Consider the following 16,046-nt stretch of genomic DNA (forward strand, 5'->3'; position numbering starts at 1 on the left):
CGCGGAGCGGACTTTCGTTTCCCGTTGGGGTGGGAACAAGGATATTCAGGAGAAAAAGTGCGACAAATCGGCCATTTATGTGTGGTGAGCCTACTGTTGACCAGCGGCATTGCCAGTGCAGCAAACATCCGTCTACAGGTTGAAGGGCTTTCCGGCGAACTACAAAAAAATGTGCGAGCCCAGCTTTCGACGATCGACAGCGATGAGGTGACGCCGGATCGCCGCTTCCGTGCGCGCGTGGACGATGCCATTCGTGAGGGGCTAAAGGCGCTCGGTTATTATGAACCGACCATCGACTTCGAACTGAAGCCGCCGCCGGCGAAAGGCCGTCAGGTGCTGCTGGCGAAAGTGACGCCGGGGGAACCGGTGCGCATTGGCGGCACCGATGTCATCCTGCGCGGCGGGGCGCGCACCGACAGCGACTATTTAGCGCTGCTGAAAACCCGGCCGAAAATCGGCACGGTGCTCAATCATGGTGATTACGATCATTTCAAAAGTTCGTTAACCAGCGTGGCGCTGCGTAAAGGCTACTTTGACAGCGAGTTTAAAAAGAGCCAGCTTGGCATTGCGCTCGACCGCCATCAGGCGTTCTGGGACATTGACTACGACAGCGGCGAACGTTACCGCTTCGGCGATGTGACCTTCGAAGGTTCGCAGATTCGTGAAGACTATCTGCAGCATCTGGTGCCGTTCAAAAAAGGCGATGACTACCAGTCCAGCGATCTGGCTGAACTGAACCGTCGTCTGTCAGCGACCGGATGGTTTAACTCGGTAGTGGTGGCGCCAGAGTTTGATAAATCCCGAAAAACTAAGGTTTTACCGCTGCATGGCGTTGTTTCGCCGCGCAGCGAAAACACCGTAGAGCTGGGCGGCGGTTTTTCTACCGACGTGGGACCACGAGTGAAAGCGTCATGGCGTAAACCGTGGGTTAACTCCTACGGCCACAGCCTGACGACCAGCGTCAGCGTCTCGTCGCCGGAACAGCAGCTCGACTTCAGCTACAAGATGCCGTTGCTGAAAAATCCGCTGGAACAGTACTATCTGGTGCAGGGCGGTTTTAAAAGCACCGACCTCAACGACACCAAAGCGGACTCCACCACGCTTGCCGTCTCGCGTTTCTGGGATCTGTCCAGCGGTTGGCAGCGGGCGATTAACCTGCGCTGGAGCCTCGACCACTTTACCCAGGCAAACGTCACCAATACCACGATGCTGTTCTATCCTGGCGTGTCTATCAGCCGCACGCGTTCGCGCGGTGGTTTGATGCCAACCTGGGGCGATTCTCAGCGTTACTCGATTGACTACTCCAATACCGCATGGGGTTCGGACGTCGACTTCTCGGTGATTCAGGCGCAGAACGTTTGGATTCGCACCCTCTACGATCGCCACCGCTTCGTGATGCGCGGTAACCTCGGCTGGATTGAAACCGGCGACTTCGATCGCGTACCGCCGGATCTGCGTTTCTTCGCCGGCGGCGACCGCAGCATTCGTGGTTATAAATACAAATCCATCGCCCCGCGGGATGATAACGGCAAGCTGATTGGTGCCTCAAAGCTGGCCACCGGCTCGCTGGAGTATCAGTACAACGTCAGCGGGAAATGGTGGGGGGCGGTGTTCGTCGACGGCGGTGAAGCGGTCAGCGATATTCGCCAGAGCGACTGGAAAAAAGGCGCGGGCGTGGGCGTACGCTGGCAGTCGCCGGTGGGGCCCATCAAGCTCGACTTTGCCGTTCCGGTCGGCGACAAAGATGAACATGGATTGCAGTTTTATATCGGTCTGGGGCCTGAGCTATGAAGTTATGGAAAAAAATAAGCCTCGGGGTACTGATTTTTCTGGTGCTGCTGCTCGGCATCGTCGGCTTCCTGATTGGCACCACCACGGGTTTGCATCTGCTGTTTAACGCGGCGAACCGCTGGGTACCGGGGCTGGAAATTGGCCAGGTAACCGGCGGCTGGCGTGACCTGACGCTCAAAAAGGTGCGCTATACCCAGCCGGGCGTGGCGGTAGATGCCGGTGAGTTTCATCTTGCCGTTAACCTCCGCTGCCTGTGGCACAGCAACCTGTGCGTGAACGACATCGCGCTGCGCGACATCAACGTGGCAATCGACAGCAGTAAAATGCCGCCCGCTGCGCCGGTAAAGGAAGAAGACAGCGGCCCGCTGAATCTCTCCACCCCGTATCCCATCACCCTGAACCGGGTGGCGTTGAATAACGTCAATATCAAGATTGATGATACTACGGTGTCGGTCATGGACTTTTCCAGCGGCCTGACGTGGCAGGAGAAGAACCTGACGCTGACGCCGACGACCTTGCAAGGGCTATTGATCGCGCTGCCGAAAGTCGCCGATGTGGCGCAGAAAGAGGTGGTTGAGCCGAAAATCGACAACCCGCAGCCGCAGGAAAAACCGCTGGGCGAAACCCTGACCGAGCTGTTCTCCAAACCGGTGCTGCCGGAGATGACCGACGTTCATCTGCCGCTCAACCTGAATATCGAATCCTTTAGCGGTGAGCAGCTGCGCATCACCGGCGACACCGACCTGACGGTGTACAAAATGCTGCTGAAGGTGAGCAGCATCGACGGCAACATGAAGCTCGACACGCTGGACATCGACTCCAGCCAGGGCACGGTGAACGCCAGCGGAACCGCGACGCTCATTAACGACTGGCCGGTCGACCTGACCCTCAACAGCACGCTCAATATTGACCCGCTGAAGGGGGAAAAGGTGAAGCTGAAGGTGGGCGGCGCGGTGCGCAAGCAGCTGGAAGTGGGGGTTAACCTCTCCGGCCCGGTTGATATGGCCATTCGGGCGCAGGCGCAGCTGGCAGAAGCCGGGCTGCCGTTCAACCTTGAGGTCAACAGCAAGCAGCTGTACTGGCCATTTACCGGCGAGAAGCAGTTCCAGGCCGACGATCTGAAGCTGAAGCTGGGCGGCAAGATGACCGACTACACGCTGTCGTTCCGCACCGCAGTGAAAGGGCAGGGCGTGCCGCCGGCGGATATCACGGTGGATGCCAAAGGTAACGAACGCCAGGTGAGCCTCGATAAGCTCACCGTGGCGGCGCTGGAAGGCAAAACCGAGCTGACCGCGCTGCTGGACTGGCAGCAGGCGATCAGCTGGCGCGGCGAGCTGGCGCTACGCGGGATTAACACCGCGAAGCTGGCACCCGATTGGCCGTCGAAGCTGGACGGGCTTATCAAAACCAACGGCAGCCTGTACGGCGGCAGCTGGCAGATGAACGTGCCGGAAGTGAAAATTACCGGCAACGTGAAGCAGAACAAAGTCAACGTTGACGGCGCGCTGCGCGGTAACAGCTACCTGCAATGGACCATTCCTGGGCTGCATGTCGCGCTGGGCAACAACACCATGGATGTGAAAGGCGAGCTGGGGGTGAAAGACCTCGAGCTTGACGCCAATATCGATGCGCCGAAGCTCGACAACATGCTGCCGGGGCTCGGCGGTACCGCCAAAGGGCTGGTGAAGGTGCGCGGTACGGTTGACGCGCCGCAGCTGCTGGCCGATATCACCGCACGCGGCCTGCGCTGGCAGGCGCTGTCGATTGGCCTGGTGCGCGTTGATGGCGACGTGAAATCCACCGACCAGATCGGCGGCAACCTTGACGTGCGCGTTGAACGCATCGTTCAGCCGGACGTCAATATTGGGCTGGTACATCTGGCGGCGAAGGGCAACGAAAAGCAGCATTCCTTGCAGCTGCAAATTCAGGGCGAGCCGGTCTCCGGCCAGCTGGCGCTGGCGGGTAGCTTCGACCGTAAAGAAGAACGCTGGAAGGGCGCGTTAAGCAATACCCGCTTCCAGACGCCGGTCGGCCCGTGGTCTATCAACCGCGATATCGCGTTGGACTACCGCAATCTGGAGCAGAAAATCAGCATCGGGCCACACTGCTGGGTGAACCCGAACGCCGAGCTGTGCGTGCCGCAGACGATTGATGCCGGCGCGGCGGGGCGCGCGGTGGTGAATCTTAACCGCTTCGACCTGGCGATGCTCAAGCCGTTTATGCCAGAGGAAACCCAGGCCAGCGGCGTATTCAGCGGCAATGCGGATGTGGTATGGGATACCACCAAAGAAGGGCTGCCGCAGGGCAAAGTGACGCTCTCCGGGCGTAACGTTAAGGTGACGCAAATCGTCAACAACGCGCCGCTGCCGGTGGCGTTCGATACGCTTAACCTCAGCGCCGATCTGCACAACAACCGCGCCGAGTTGGGCTGGTTGATTCGTCTGACCAACAACGGCCAGTTAGATGGACAGGTGCAGGTTACCGACCCACAGGGACGGCGTAATCTGGGCGGTAACGTCAACGTCCGTAACTTCTCGCTAGCGATGATCAACCCGATTTTCTCGCGCGGCGAAAAAGCGGCCGGTACGGTCAATGCGAATCTGCGCCTCGGTGGCGACGTGAAAAGCCCGCTGATGTTCGGTCAGATGCAGCTTAACGGTATCGATGTGGACGGTAACTTTATGCCGTTCGATATGCAGCCAAGCCAGCTGACAATGAACTTCAACGGCGCGACGTCGACGCTGCAGGGCGAAGTGCGTACCTCGCAGGGGCAGATTAGCCTGAACGGCGACGCGGACTGGCGGCAGATTGAAAACTGGCGCGCGCGCATTGCCGCGAAAGGCTCGCGGGTGCGGATTACCGTACCGCCGATGGTACGCCTTGATGTTTCACCGGACGTCGAATTTAACGCCACGCCGAGCCTGTTTACGCTCGATGGCAGCGTCGATGTACCGTGGGCGCGCATTGTGGTGAAAGAGGTCCCGGAAAGCGCGGTGGGCGTCTCCAGCGATGAAGTGATGTTGAATAACGATCTGCAGCCGAAAGAGACCAAATCGGCATCGATCCCGATCAACAGCAACCTGACTATTCACGTCGGCAACAACGTACGGCTGGACGCATTTGGCTTGAAAGCGCGTCTGACCGGCGATCTGAAAGTTGCGCAGGATAAACAGGGGCTGGGCCTGAACGGGCAGATCAATATCCCGGAAGGGCGCTTCCACGCCTACGGGCAGGATCTGATTGTGCGTAAAGGTGAGCTGTTGTTCTCCGGCCCGCCGGATCAGCCGCTGCTGAATATTGAAGCTATTCGTAACCCGGATGCGACAGAAAACGACGTGATCGCCGGTGTTCGCGTCACCGGTACGGCCGATCAGCCGAAGGCGGAAGTCTTCTCCGATCCGGCAATGTCGCAGCAAGAAGCGCTCTCTTACCTGATTCGTGGACAGGGATTAGACAGCGGTCAGAGCGACAGCGCCGCGATGACTTCCATGCTTATTGGTATGGGGGTTGCACAAAGTGGTCAGGTTGTGGGTAAAATCGGCGAGACGTTTGGCGTAAGTAATCTGGCGCTGGATACCCAAGGGGTGGGCGACTCCTCCCAGGTGGTGGTCAGCGGTTACGTATTGCCGGGTCTGCAGGTGAAATATGGCGTTGGGATCTTTGACTCGTTAGCGACGCTCACGTTACGCTATCGCCTGATGCCTAAGCTGTATCTGGAAGCGGTGTCTGGCGTAGACCAGGCGCTCGATTTGCTCTATCAGTTTGAGTTTTAGCAATGCGAATATTTGTTTACGGCAGTTTACGGCGCAAACAAGGCAACAGCCACTGGATGACCAACGCTCAGTGGCTGGGCGATCACAGCGTGACCGATTATCAACTGTACAGCCTGGGCCACTATCCAGGCGCGGTGCCCGGCGATGGCACAGTACACGGTGAAGTTTATCGGATTGACGCCTCGACGCTGGCCGAACTGGATGCGCTGCGCACCAAAGCGGGCGAATATGCACGTCATCTCATCCAGACGCCCTATGGCAGCGCCTGGATGTACGTCTATCAGCGCCCGGTCGACGGGCTGAAGCTGATAGAAAGCGGCAACTGGTTGGATAAAGACCAGTATTGAATATGACAACAACGCCACCTTCGGGTGGCGTTATTTTTTGGTAAGCCTGATAAGCGCAGCGCCATCAGGCAATAGCGTGCACATTTGTTGGATGGCGGCATTGTCGTATCCGGCCTACAAACAAAAACACCGCCCGAAGGCGGTGTTTTTGTTGGCTCGGGAAGAAATCTTATTTCTTCGCGCGCTCGAAGGAAGCAACGATTTCAGCTTTAGCCGCTTCAGCGTTGTCCCAGCCGTCAACTTTAACCCATTTGCCCGCTTCGAGGTCTTTGTAGTGCTCGAAGAAGTGGGTGATCTGCGCTTTCAGCAGTTCCGGCAGGTCGTTCACATCTTTGATGTGATCGTATTCTTTGCTCAGCTTGGTGTGCGGTACCGCAACCAGTTTCGCATCTTCACCGGATTCGTCGGTCATTTTCAGTACGCCAACCGGACGGCAACGGATCACAGAACCCGGCTGCAGTGGGTACGGGGTCGGGACCAGTACGTCAACCGGGTCACCGTCCAGAGACAGGGTGTGGTTGATGTAACCGTAGTTGCACGGATAGAACATCGCGGTGGACATGAAACGGTCAACGAACAGCGCGCCGCTCTCTTTGTCGACTTCGTATTTGATAGGATCTGCGTTAGCCGGGATTTCGATAACTACGTAGATGTCTTCCGGCAGATCTTTACCCGCAGGGACGTTGAGTAAGCTCATGTCTGTTTCCTTTAGAATGTGTGGCAAACTAGTGCCCGGTATTATAGCCAACTCGCTGCGAAAGTCTTGAGCTGTTTTATCGCGGGCGCCTGCAGACCTGCACTTTTCAGCCCCTTCCGATGACCGAAAAATCCATAAAGTTAGCTGCATACTGAATAAAAACGTGAAATCGTTTACATCACGGCGAAAAATGACCGCACGGCGTGCAAAATTTCCACAAAAACGATAGCCGTCAATGGGTGCGCAACGCCTACTCCTCCCTGAACTCCTCATTGTACCGTTGCTTAACAACTAATTTACTTTTTTGAAGTGTGATGTAACGCATTCCGTTACATACCCTATTGTCTATAGTTTTTCCGCAGATGAATCTCTGACCAACAATAACCCTACGAGGATACCTCTATGTGGAAGCGCTTACTTCTTGTTACAGCAGTTTCCGCAGCCATGTCGTCTATGGTCATGGCTGCACCCTTAACGGTAGGATTTTCGCAAGTCGGCTCTGAATCCGGCTGGCGCGCGGCGGAAACCAGCGTCGCGAAGCAGGAAGCGGAAAAACGCGGCATCACGCTGAAGATTGCCGACGGCCAGCAAAAACAGGAAAACCAGATTAAAGCCGTCCGCTCGTTCATCGCCCAGGGTGTGGACGCTATCTTTATTGCCCCGGTGGTGGCCACCGGCTGGGAGCCGGTGCTGAAAGAAGCCAAAGAGGCCAACATCCCGGTCTTCCTGCTCGACCGCTCTATCGATGTGAAAGACAAATCGCTGTACATGACCACCGTCACCGCCAATAACGTGCTGGAAGGGCAGCTGATTGGCGAATGGCTGATTAAAACCGTTGATGGCAAACCGTGTAACGTGGTGGAGCTGCAAGGGACGGTGGGTGCGAGCGTGGCGATTGACCGTAAGAAAGGTTTTGCCGATGCGATTTCTAAAGCCTCTAACATCAAGATTATCCGTTCCCAGTCCGGCGACTTTACCCGCAGTAAGGGCAAAGAGGTGATGGAGAGCTTCATCAAGGCGGAGAACAACGGCAAGAATATCTGCATGGTTTACGCGCATAACGACGACATGGTGATTGGGGCGATTCAGGCCATCAAAGAGGCCGGACTGAAGCCGGGCAAAGATATTCTCACCGGCTCGATTGACGGCGTACCGGATATCTACAAAGCGATGATTGCCGGCGAAGCCAACGCCAGCGTCGAGCTGACGCCAAATATGGCCGGCCCGGCGTTTGATGCGCTGGAGAAATTCAAAAAAGACGGCACCCTGCCGGAAAAAGTGACCCTGACCAAGTCCACGCTGTACCTGCCGGATACGGCGAAAGAAGAGTTAGAGAAGAAGAAAAATATGGGGTACTAAGGGATAACCCCCTCTGATGGCGCTTCACATATCGGGCCTGCAAACCGGTAGGCCTGATAAGCGAAGCGCCATCAGGCAATGCAACCATGCCGGATGGCGACGCTGTCGCGCCTTATCCGGCCTACAGGAGCGAGCCCCTCGCCGAGCGGTGCGGGCTGCAAGTCAGGCACAATACGTCCCCTCTCCCCTTGGGGAGAGGGCCAGGATGAGGGGGAGCGCACCATGACCACTGAAACCAACCCGGAAATCCTCCGCACCGAGGGGCTCTGTCAGTACTTTCCCGGCGTCAAAGCGCTGGATAACGTCAACTTCAGCCTGCGGCGCGGTGAAATTATGGCGCTGCTCGGCGAAAACGGTGCGGGCAAATCCACGCTTATCAAAGCGCTGACCGGCGTTTATCACCCCAACGGCGGCAGCATCTGGCTTGAAGGCCAGCAAATTCAGCCGAAAAACACCGCCCATGCCCAGCAGCTGGGTATCGGCACGGTCTACCAGGAAGTGAACCTGCTGCCGAACATGTCGGTGGCGGATAATCTGTTTATTGGCCGTGAGCCGAAGCGATGTGGCTTTCTGCGGCGTAAAGAGATGGAGCGACGCGCCACGGCGCTGATGGCGTCCTACGGTTTTTCCCTCGACGTGCGTGAGCCGCTGAACCGTTTTTCCGTAGCGATGCAGCAGATCGTGGCTATCTGCCGGGCGATCGACCTGTCGGCAAAAGTGCTGATCCTCGATGAACCCACCGCCAGTCTGGATACCAAAGAGGTTGAGATGCTGTTCACCCTGATGCGCCAGCTGCGCGATCGGGGCGTTAGCCTGATCTTCGTCACCCACTTCCTCGATCAGGTGTATGCGGTCAGCGATCGGATCACGGTACTGCGCAACGGAGCGTTCGTCGGCTGCCGGGAAACGCGCGAGCTGCCGCAAATTGAACTGGTCAAAATGATGCTCGGCCGTGAGCTGGAGCATCAGGCGTTGCAGCGCGCCGGGCGTACGTTACTGAGCGATAAACCGGTCGCCTCGTTCGAGGGGTACGGCAAAAAAGGCACCATCGCGCCGTTCGATCTGCACGTGAGGCCCGGCGAGATCGTTGGCCTGGCGGGATTGCTCGGATCCGGGCGCACCGAAACCGCGGAGGTGATCTTCGGCATTCATCCCGCCGACAGCGGCCAGGCGACGATCAAAGGAAAACCGCAAACCTTGCGATCGCCGCATCAGGCCTCCTGTCTGGGGATCGGCTTCTGCCCGGAGGATCGCAAAACCGACGGCATTATTGCCGCCGCGTCGGTGCGGGAGAACATCATTCTGGCGCTCCAGGCGCAGCGCGGCTGGCTGCGGCCGATTCCGCGTAAAGAGCAAAACGAGATTGCGGCGCGCTTTATCCGCCAGCTGGCGATCAGCACGCCCAGCGCCGAGCAGCCGGTGGAGTTTCTTTCCGGCGGCAATCAGCAGAAGGTGCTGCTGTCGCGCTGGCTGCTGACGCGGCCGCAGTTCCTGATCCTGGATGAACCCACGCGCGGGATCGACGTGGGCGCGCACGCGGAGATTATCCGCCTGATCGAAACCCTTTGTGCGGATGGCCTGGCGCTGCTGGTGATCTCGTCCGAGCTGGAAGAGCTGGTGGGCTACGCCGATCGCGTGATCATCATGCGCGATCGTCAGCAGGTGGCGGAGATCCCGCTCGCTGAGCTTTCCGTTCCCGCCATTATGAACGCTATTGCGGCCTAAGGAGTTAACCGTGATGCCCCGAACCGTTCCTCAACCCGCTAAGCCCGAGCGCCGTTTCCGCTGGCCACCGGGCATGCCGCAGATTGCGGCGTTAATTCTGGTGCTGCTGGTCGATAGTCTGGTGGCACCGCACTTTTTCCAGGTCACGCTTCAGGACGGCCGCCTGTTCGGTAGCCCGATTGATATTCTCAACCGCGCGGCCCCGGTGGCGCTGCTGGCGATCGGCATGACGCTGGTGATTGCCACCGGCGGTATCGATCTTTCCGTCGGTGCGGTGATGGCCATTGCTGGTGCGACCGCTGCCTCCATGACCGTCGCCGGGCACAGTCTACCGGTTGTGCTGCTGGTGGCGCTGGGTGCCGGCGTGCTGGCGGGGCTGTGGAACGGCATTCTGGTGGCGATCCTTAAAATCCAGCCGTTTGTCGCCACGCTGATCCTGATGGTGGCTGGACGCGGGGTGGCGCAGCTGATCACCTCCGGGCAGATCGTTACCTTCGATTCGCCGTCGCTGGCGTGGATCGGCAGCGGTCAGCTGCTGTTATTTCCGACCCCGGTGATTATCGCGCTGCTTACGCTGGTGATCTTCTGGGTGCTGGTCCGTAAAACCGCGCTCGGGATGTTTATTGAAGCGGTGGGCATCAACATTCGTGCGGCGAAAAACGCCGGTGTGAATACCCGTATTGTGGTGATGCTGGCCTACGTGCTGAGCGGCATTTGCGCGGCGATTGCCGGTACCATCGTGGCGGCGGATATTCGCGGCGCCGATGCCAACAACGCCGGATTGTGGCTGGAGCTGGACGCCATTCTGGCGGTGGTGATCGGCGGCGGCTCGCTGATGGGCGGGCGCTTTAACCTGCTGCTGTCGGTCGTCGGTGCGCTCATTATTCAGGGGATGAACACCGGGATTTTGCTCTCCGGCTTCCCGCCGGAGCTGAATCAGGTGGTCAAAGCGGTGGTGGTGATGTGCGTTCTCATCGTCCAGTCTCCGCGATTTATTCAACTGCTGAAGAGGAGGCCGGGGCCATGATAAAACGTCATTTGCCGCTGATGATCACCCTGGGCGTGTTTGTGCTTGGCTATTTCTACTGCCTGACCCAGTTTCCCGGCTTCGCATCGACGCGGGTCATCTGCAATATTCTGACCGACAACGCTTTTTTGGGCATTGTGGCAGTGGGGATGACCTTTGTGATTCTCTCTGGCGGTATCGATCTTTCCGTGGGTTCGGTGATCGCCTTTACCGGCGTTTTCCTTGCCAAAGCGATTGGCTACTGGGGGCTGTCGCCGCTGGTGGCCTTCCCGCTGGTGCTGGTGATGGGCTGCGCTTTCGGTGCGTTTATGGGCTGGCTGATTGATGCACTGAAGATCCCGGCATTTATTATTACGCTGGTCGGGATGTTCTTCCTGCGCGGCGTCAGCTATCTGGTGTCTGAAGAGTCGATTCCTATCGATCATCCGCTGTACGACACGCTTTCCGGCCTGGCGTGGACGATCCCCGGCGGCGGGCGGCTAAGCGCCATGGGGTTACTGATGTTGTTGATCGTGGTGCTGGGGATATTTCTTGCCCACCGCACGCGCTTTGGCAACCAGGTCTACGCTATTGGTGGTAACGCCACCTCGGCCAATCTGATGGGCATCCCAACCCGCAGCACCATCGTGCGTATTTATATGCTGTCGACGGGGCTGGCAACGCTGGCGGGCATTGTCTTCTCAATTTACACCCAGGCGGGCTACGCGCTGGCGGGCGTGGGGGTTGAGCTCGACGCCATCGCGTCAGTGGTGATTGGCGGCACGCTGCTGAGCGGCGGTGTCGGTACGGTGCTGGGGACGCTGTTCGGGGTGGGGATTCAGGGGCTGATTCAGACCTACATCAACTTCGACGGCACGCTGAGTTCATGGTGGACTAAGATTGCCATCGGGGTTCTGCTGTTTATTTTTATCGCCCTTCAGCGCGGGCTAACGGTGATGTGGGAGAACCGGCAGAATGCCGCAGTAACCCGCGTCGATGTCTCGCTAACAAAGAACTAACATACTGAAACGCTAAAGTTTTTCCGGTAGCAGCCGATACCAATCATTTACGCCAAACAGTACCCCTGCTACCGGACAACACTATGATGCTAAAAACGCTCTCTATCCGTACCGGCCTGCTGTCCCTGCTCGCCGTGATGACCCTCCTGCTGATCCTGGTCAGCGGCATCGGCATTTATGCTCTCACCCAAAGTTCCGCTTCGCTTCAGCGCATCGACCACCTGCAGAGCGAGCAAATGACCCAGCTCAACGAAGGTTACACGCTGCTGCTGCGCGCGCGTAATGAAGCCAGCCAGGCGGTCAGGCTGATGGAAATCGGTATGCTGGATGATGCGGCGAAAGCCGTTAAAGGCCTGGACGGGGAAGTGGCTATGGCGCAGAAGATCATCACCCGCGTGAGTCAGTCATCGATGGACGATGCCGACGGCGCGAAGCTGATGGCTAATGTGGCGAAAAGCTTTGAAATTTATAACGTTCAGGCGATCAAACCGATGCTGACGGCGCTGAATCAGCAAAATGTCGACAGCTATTATGATCTGCTGGAAAAGACCATGATTCCCGTCTCCCGTCAGTTTGATAACGCCGTTCACGCTTTCCAGGACTGGGGCGAATTGCGCGGGCAGCGCGAAGTGGCGGCGGTGCACAGCACGAAAAATCAGGTACTGACGCTGATGATCATCGCTATCGCGCTGACCGCCGGCGTGATGGCGCTGGGCTGGTTCCAGCTGCGTCATCTGCTGCTGAAGCCGCTGGCGGCGGCGATTGGCCAACTGGAGCGCGTGGCCAGCGGCGATTTAACCCCTGCCTCGCTGGAAGCCAGCGGCGCGGAGATTCAACGCCTGAACGTGGCGATTGCCGGTATGCGCGAGTCGATGATGAACTCGGTGCTGCGGGTGCGTGACGCCAGTTCGCAGATTGATGTCGGCAGCCGTGAGCTGACGGCGGGCAACAACCATCTGGCGCAGCGTACGGAATCCACGGCGACTTCGCTGGAGCAAACCGCCGCCAGTATGGAAGAGCTGACCGCCACCGTGAAGCAGAACGCCGACAACGCCGATCAGGCGCATAAACTGGCGCAGGCGGTTTCCGATACCGCCGATCGCGGCAGCGAGATGGTGTGCTATGTCATTGAGAAAATGCAGGATATCACCGGTAGCGCCAAACGTATTGCCGACATCCTCGGCGTGATTGACGGTATTGCCTTCCAGACCAATATTCTGGCGCTGAACGCTTCGGTAGAAGCGGCCCGCGCCGGTGAGCAGGGGCGTGGTTTTGCCGTTGTTGCAGGGGAAGTGCGGAACCTCGCCAGCCGCAGCGCCGATGCGGCAAAAGAGATTCGCCAGTTGATTGCCGACTCGCAGACTCACGTGAACGAAGGCAGCGACCTGGCGCAGCAGGCCGGGGAAACCATGGACGAGATTGCCGGTGAGGTCATGCGCATGACGAAGTTGATGCGCGAAATCGCCAGCGCTTCGCAGGAGCAGAGCCGCGGCATCGAGCAGGTCAATATTGCGGTGAGCCAGATGGATGAAACCGCGCAGCAGAACGCGGCGCTGGTACAGCAGTCTTCTGCGGCAACCCGCTCGCTGGAAGAACAGTCGCAGGCGCTGACGGCGGCAATGGCGTCGTTCAGGTTGCAGGTGTCTTAATCAGGTTTCCGATATTGTAGGCCGGATAAGGCGTTTACGCCGCCATCCGGCTATATCACCGCATCGTGCCGGGCGACGCTTCGCTTATCCGGCCTACAGGGTGATGTAGGCCGGGATGCTACGATTACGCGTCCGGGTACTCACGAATCAGACGCTCAACGTCTTCAACCATATGGTCGTTGCCGACGAAGAACGAACGGCGCTGGTGCAGACTTTCCGGCTGAATATCCAGAATGCGTTCTTTACCGTCGCTGGCCTTACCGCCGGCCTGTTCCGCCAGGAATGCCATCGGGTTGCACTCGTACAGCAGGCGCAGTTTCCCTTCCGGGTGGCTGGCGGTGCTTGGGTACAGGTAGATGCCGCCTTTCAGCAGGTTACGGTGGAAGTCGGCGACCAGAGAGCCGATATAGCGGGAGGTATACGGACGCTGCGTGGCTTTATCTTCTTCCTGGCAGAATTTGATGTATTTCTTCACGCCGTTAGGGAATTTGATGTAGTTCCCTTCGTTGATGGAGTAGGTGCTGCCGCGCTGCGGGAAGCGCATGCGCTCCTGACACAGGCAGAACACGCCCAGCGACGGGTCATAGGTGAAGGCATGCACGCCGCAGCCGGTGGTGTACACCAGCATGGTTGAGGAGCCATAAACCACATAGCCAGCGGCGACCTGGCGGTTACCCGGCTGCAGGAAGTCTTCTTCGGTAACCGGGGTGCCCACCGGGGTCACGCGGCGGTAGATAGAGAAGATGGTACCGACAGAGACGTTAACGTCGATGTTAGATGAGCCATCCAGTGGGTCCATCAGGACCACGTATTTTGCGTGCTCACAGCCGTCAAAGACGACGATTTCGTCTTCTTCTTCGGAGGCGATACCGGCGACGATATCACGTGCACGCAGCGCTGCTTTCAGTTTCTCGTTCGCGAACAGATCGAGCTTTTGTTGTACTTCTCCCTGTACGTTTTCAGCGCCGCTGGCACCCAGGATATCGACCAGACCGGCCTTGTTGATATCGCGGTGGATGATCTTGGCACCTAACTTTATTGCCGACAGCAAAGCAGTGAGCTCACCGGTAGCATGAGAGAACTCGTGCTGCTTCTCGACAATAAATTCACCTAACGTTTTCATAACACTTTCCCTGACAGTGGATGTTGAGTAAAACGGCTGCAACAATACTAACAAAGAATAAAAAAAAATCGCACAGGTGAATCGCGCCAGCAAACTACGGAATATCCTGAAATGCATTTCTCTGCCGGCAAACATATGGGTAAAATGCGGGGCAGATAAAAAAAGGATAGTGACGTATGCGCATTCATATTTTGGGTATTTGTGGCACCTTCATGGGCGGTCTGGCGATGCTGGCACGTTCGCTGGGTCACGAAGTCACGGGTTCGGATGCCAATGTGTATCCCCCGATGAGCACGCTGCTTGAAAAGCAAGGCATTGATTTAATTCAGGGCTATGACGCCAGCCAGCTTGATCCGCAGCCTGACCTGGTCATCATTGGCAACGCCATGACGCGCGGTAACCCGTGCGTGGAAGCGGTGCTGGAGAAGAACATTCCGTACATGTCCGGGCCGCAGTGGCTGCACGATTTCGTGCTGCGCGATCGCTGGGTCGTGGCCGTTGCCGGTACCCACGGTAAAACTACCACCGCCGGGATGGCGACCTGGATCCTCGAAGAGTGCGGCTATAAGCCGGGCTTTGTTATCGGCGGCGTGCCGGGCAACTTTGAGGTTTCCGCGCGTCTGGGCGACAGCCCGTTCTTCGTGATTGAAGCCGATGAATATGACTGCGCGTTCTTCGATAAGCGTTCTAAATTCGTGCATTATTGCCCGCGTACGCTGATCCTCAACAACCTTGAGTTCGATCACGCGGACATCTTCGACGATCTGAAAGCTATCCAGAAACAGTTCCACCATCTGGTGCGCATCGTTCCGGGCCAGGGCCGCATTATCCTGCCGGAAAACGACGCGAACCTGAAGCAGGTGATGGCAATGGGCTGCTGGAGCGAACAGGAGCTGGTGGGCGAACAGGGCCACTGGCAGGCGAAGAAACTCAATACCGACGCCTCCGAGTGGGAAGTGCTGCTCGACGGTGAAAAAGTCGGCGAAGTGAAGTGGGGCCTGGTGGGTGAACACAACATGCATAACGGGCTGATGGCGATTGCCGCCGCGCGTCATGTGGGTGTGACCCCGGCCGATGCGGCCAACGCGCTGGGTAGCTTTATTAACGCCCGCCGCCGTCTGGAGCTGCGCGGTGAAGCTAACGGCGTTTGCGTTTACGACGACTTCGCACATCACCCAACGGCTATCCTCGCGACGCTGCAAGCGCTGCGCGGTAAAGTCGGCGGTACGGCGAAAATTATTGCCGTGCTGGAGCCACGCTCGAACACCATGAAAATGGGCGTCTGCAAAGACGACCTGGCGCCATCGCTGGGCCGCGCGGACGAAGTCTTCCTGCTGCAGCCGCAGCATATCCCGTGGCAGGTGGCGGAAGTGGCAGAGGCCTGCGTGCAGCCTGCGCACTGGAGCGCCGACGTGGATACGCTGGCGGATATGATCGTCAAAAGCGCCGAGCCAGGCGACCATATTCTGGTGATGAGTAACGGCGGCTTCGGCGGCATTCATCAGAAGCTGCTCGACGGGCTGGCGAAGAAAGCGCAGCAGGAGTAATTCGCTGATG

Annotated in this window: 10 protein-coding genes and 1 pseudogene; 9 read left to right on the forward strand and 2 right to left on the reverse strand. The window is 58.0% G+C overall.

Annotation, left to right across the window (positions count from 1 at the left end):
* Positions 1 to 57 precede the first annotated feature (57 nt).
* From tamA to V6942_RS19260, 3 genes are read left to right on the forward strand one after another with little or no spacing between them, the layout of a single operon-like run.
* Positions 58 to 1,791, forward strand: coding sequence for an autotransporter assembly complex protein TamA (gene tamA / locus V6942_RS19250; protein ID WP_106927543.1), 1,734 nt, complete (start codon positions 58 to 60; stop codon positions 1,789 to 1,791).
* The gene (gene tamB, locus V6942_RS19255) at positions 1,788 to 5,564 is read left to right on the forward strand and encodes an autotransporter assembly complex protein TamB (RefSeq protein ID WP_333501677.1); all 3,777 of its coding nucleotides are present in this window, start codon (positions 1,788 to 1,790) and stop codon (positions 5,562 to 5,564) included. The genes tamA and tamB overlap by 4 nt, the downstream gene beginning before the upstream one ends.
* A 2-nt stretch (positions 5,565 to 5,566) precedes the next feature.
* Positions 5,567 to 5,911 carry a gamma-glutamylcyclotransferase family protein gene (locus tag V6942_RS19260; protein ID WP_064546942.1) on the forward strand — a complete coding sequence of 115 codons (345 nt, stop codon included), beginning with the start codon at positions 5,567 to 5,569 and terminating at the stop codon, positions 5,909 to 5,911.
* 169 nt (positions 5,912 to 6,080) lie between these two features.
* Here the strand turns inward: V6942_RS19260 and ppa are convergent, their stop codons facing one another.
* Positions 6,081 to 6,608 (reverse strand): inorganic diphosphatase, encoded by a 528-nt coding sequence (gene ppa, locus V6942_RS19265; protein WP_004109025.1) that lies wholly within the window; start codon positions 6,606 to 6,608, stop codon positions 6,081 to 6,083.
* A gap of 402 nt (positions 6,609 to 7,010) precedes the next feature.
* Between ppa and ytfQ the strand changes: the two genes are divergently transcribed.
* The 5 genes and pseudogenes from ytfQ (at position 7,011) to V6942_RS19290 (ending at position 13,366) form a co-directional block, all read left to right on the forward strand.
* Positions 7,011 to 7,967, forward strand: a complete 957-nt coding sequence (gene ytfQ / locus V6942_RS19270) for a galactofuranose ABC transporter, galactofuranose-binding protein YtfQ (protein WP_182934524.1) — start codon at positions 7,011 to 7,013, stop codon at positions 7,965 to 7,967.
* A 222-nt stretch (positions 7,968 to 8,189) separates the two neighbouring features.
* The gene (gene ytfR, locus V6942_RS19275) at positions 8,190 to 9,692 is read left to right on the forward strand and encodes a galactofuranose ABC transporter, ATP-binding protein YtfR (RefSeq protein ID WP_333501678.1); all 1,503 of its coding nucleotides are present in this window, start codon (positions 8,190 to 8,192) and stop codon (positions 9,690 to 9,692) included.
* A 13-nt stretch (positions 9,693 to 9,705) separates the two neighbouring features.
* Positions 9,706 to 10,726 (forward strand): annotated as a pseudogene (gene ytfT / locus V6942_RS19280) (galactofuranose ABC transporter, ATP-binding protein YtfT); the annotation flags it as partial.
* Positions 10,716 to 11,717, forward strand: a complete 1,002-nt coding sequence (yjfF, locus tag V6942_RS19285) for a galactofuranose ABC transporter, permease protein YjfF (RefSeq protein WP_333501679.1) — start codon at positions 10,716 to 10,718, stop codon at positions 11,715 to 11,717. The pseudogene ytfT and the gene yjfF, both read left to right, overlap by 11 nt.
* Positions 11,718 to 11,803: 86 nt before the next feature.
* A complete protein-coding gene (locus V6942_RS19290) occupies positions 11,804 to 13,366 on the forward strand; it encodes a methyl-accepting chemotaxis protein (RefSeq protein WP_182930676.1) in 1,563 nt (520 codons plus the stop codon).
* A 124-nt stretch (positions 13,367 to 13,490) separates the two neighbouring features.
* Here the strand turns inward: V6942_RS19290 and fbp are convergent, their stop codons facing one another.
* Positions 13,491 to 14,489: a class 1 fructose-bisphosphatase gene (gene fbp / locus V6942_RS19295; RefSeq protein WP_106927555.1), complete on the reverse strand. Its 999-nt coding sequence runs from the start codon at positions 14,487 to 14,489 to the stop codon at positions 13,491 to 13,493.
* A 176-nt stretch (positions 14,490 to 14,665) separates the two neighbouring features.
* Here fbp and mpl point away from each other — a divergent pair, with 176 nt between their 5' ends.
* Complete coding sequence (mpl, locus tag V6942_RS19300; RefSeq protein ID WP_106927557.1) at positions 14,666 to 16,036, forward strand: UDP-N-acetylmuramate:L-alanyl-gamma-D-glutamyl-meso-diaminopimelate ligase; 1,371 nt, start codon at positions 14,666 to 14,668, stop codon at positions 16,034 to 16,036.
* Positions 16,037 to 16,046 lie beyond the last annotated feature (10 nt).

It is taken from the genome of Kluyvera genomosp. 2, assembly GCF_036759865.1.
GTDB classification, from domain to species: Bacteria; Pseudomonadota; Gammaproteobacteria; order Enterobacterales; family Enterobacteriaceae; genus Kluyvera; species Kluyvera ascorbata_B.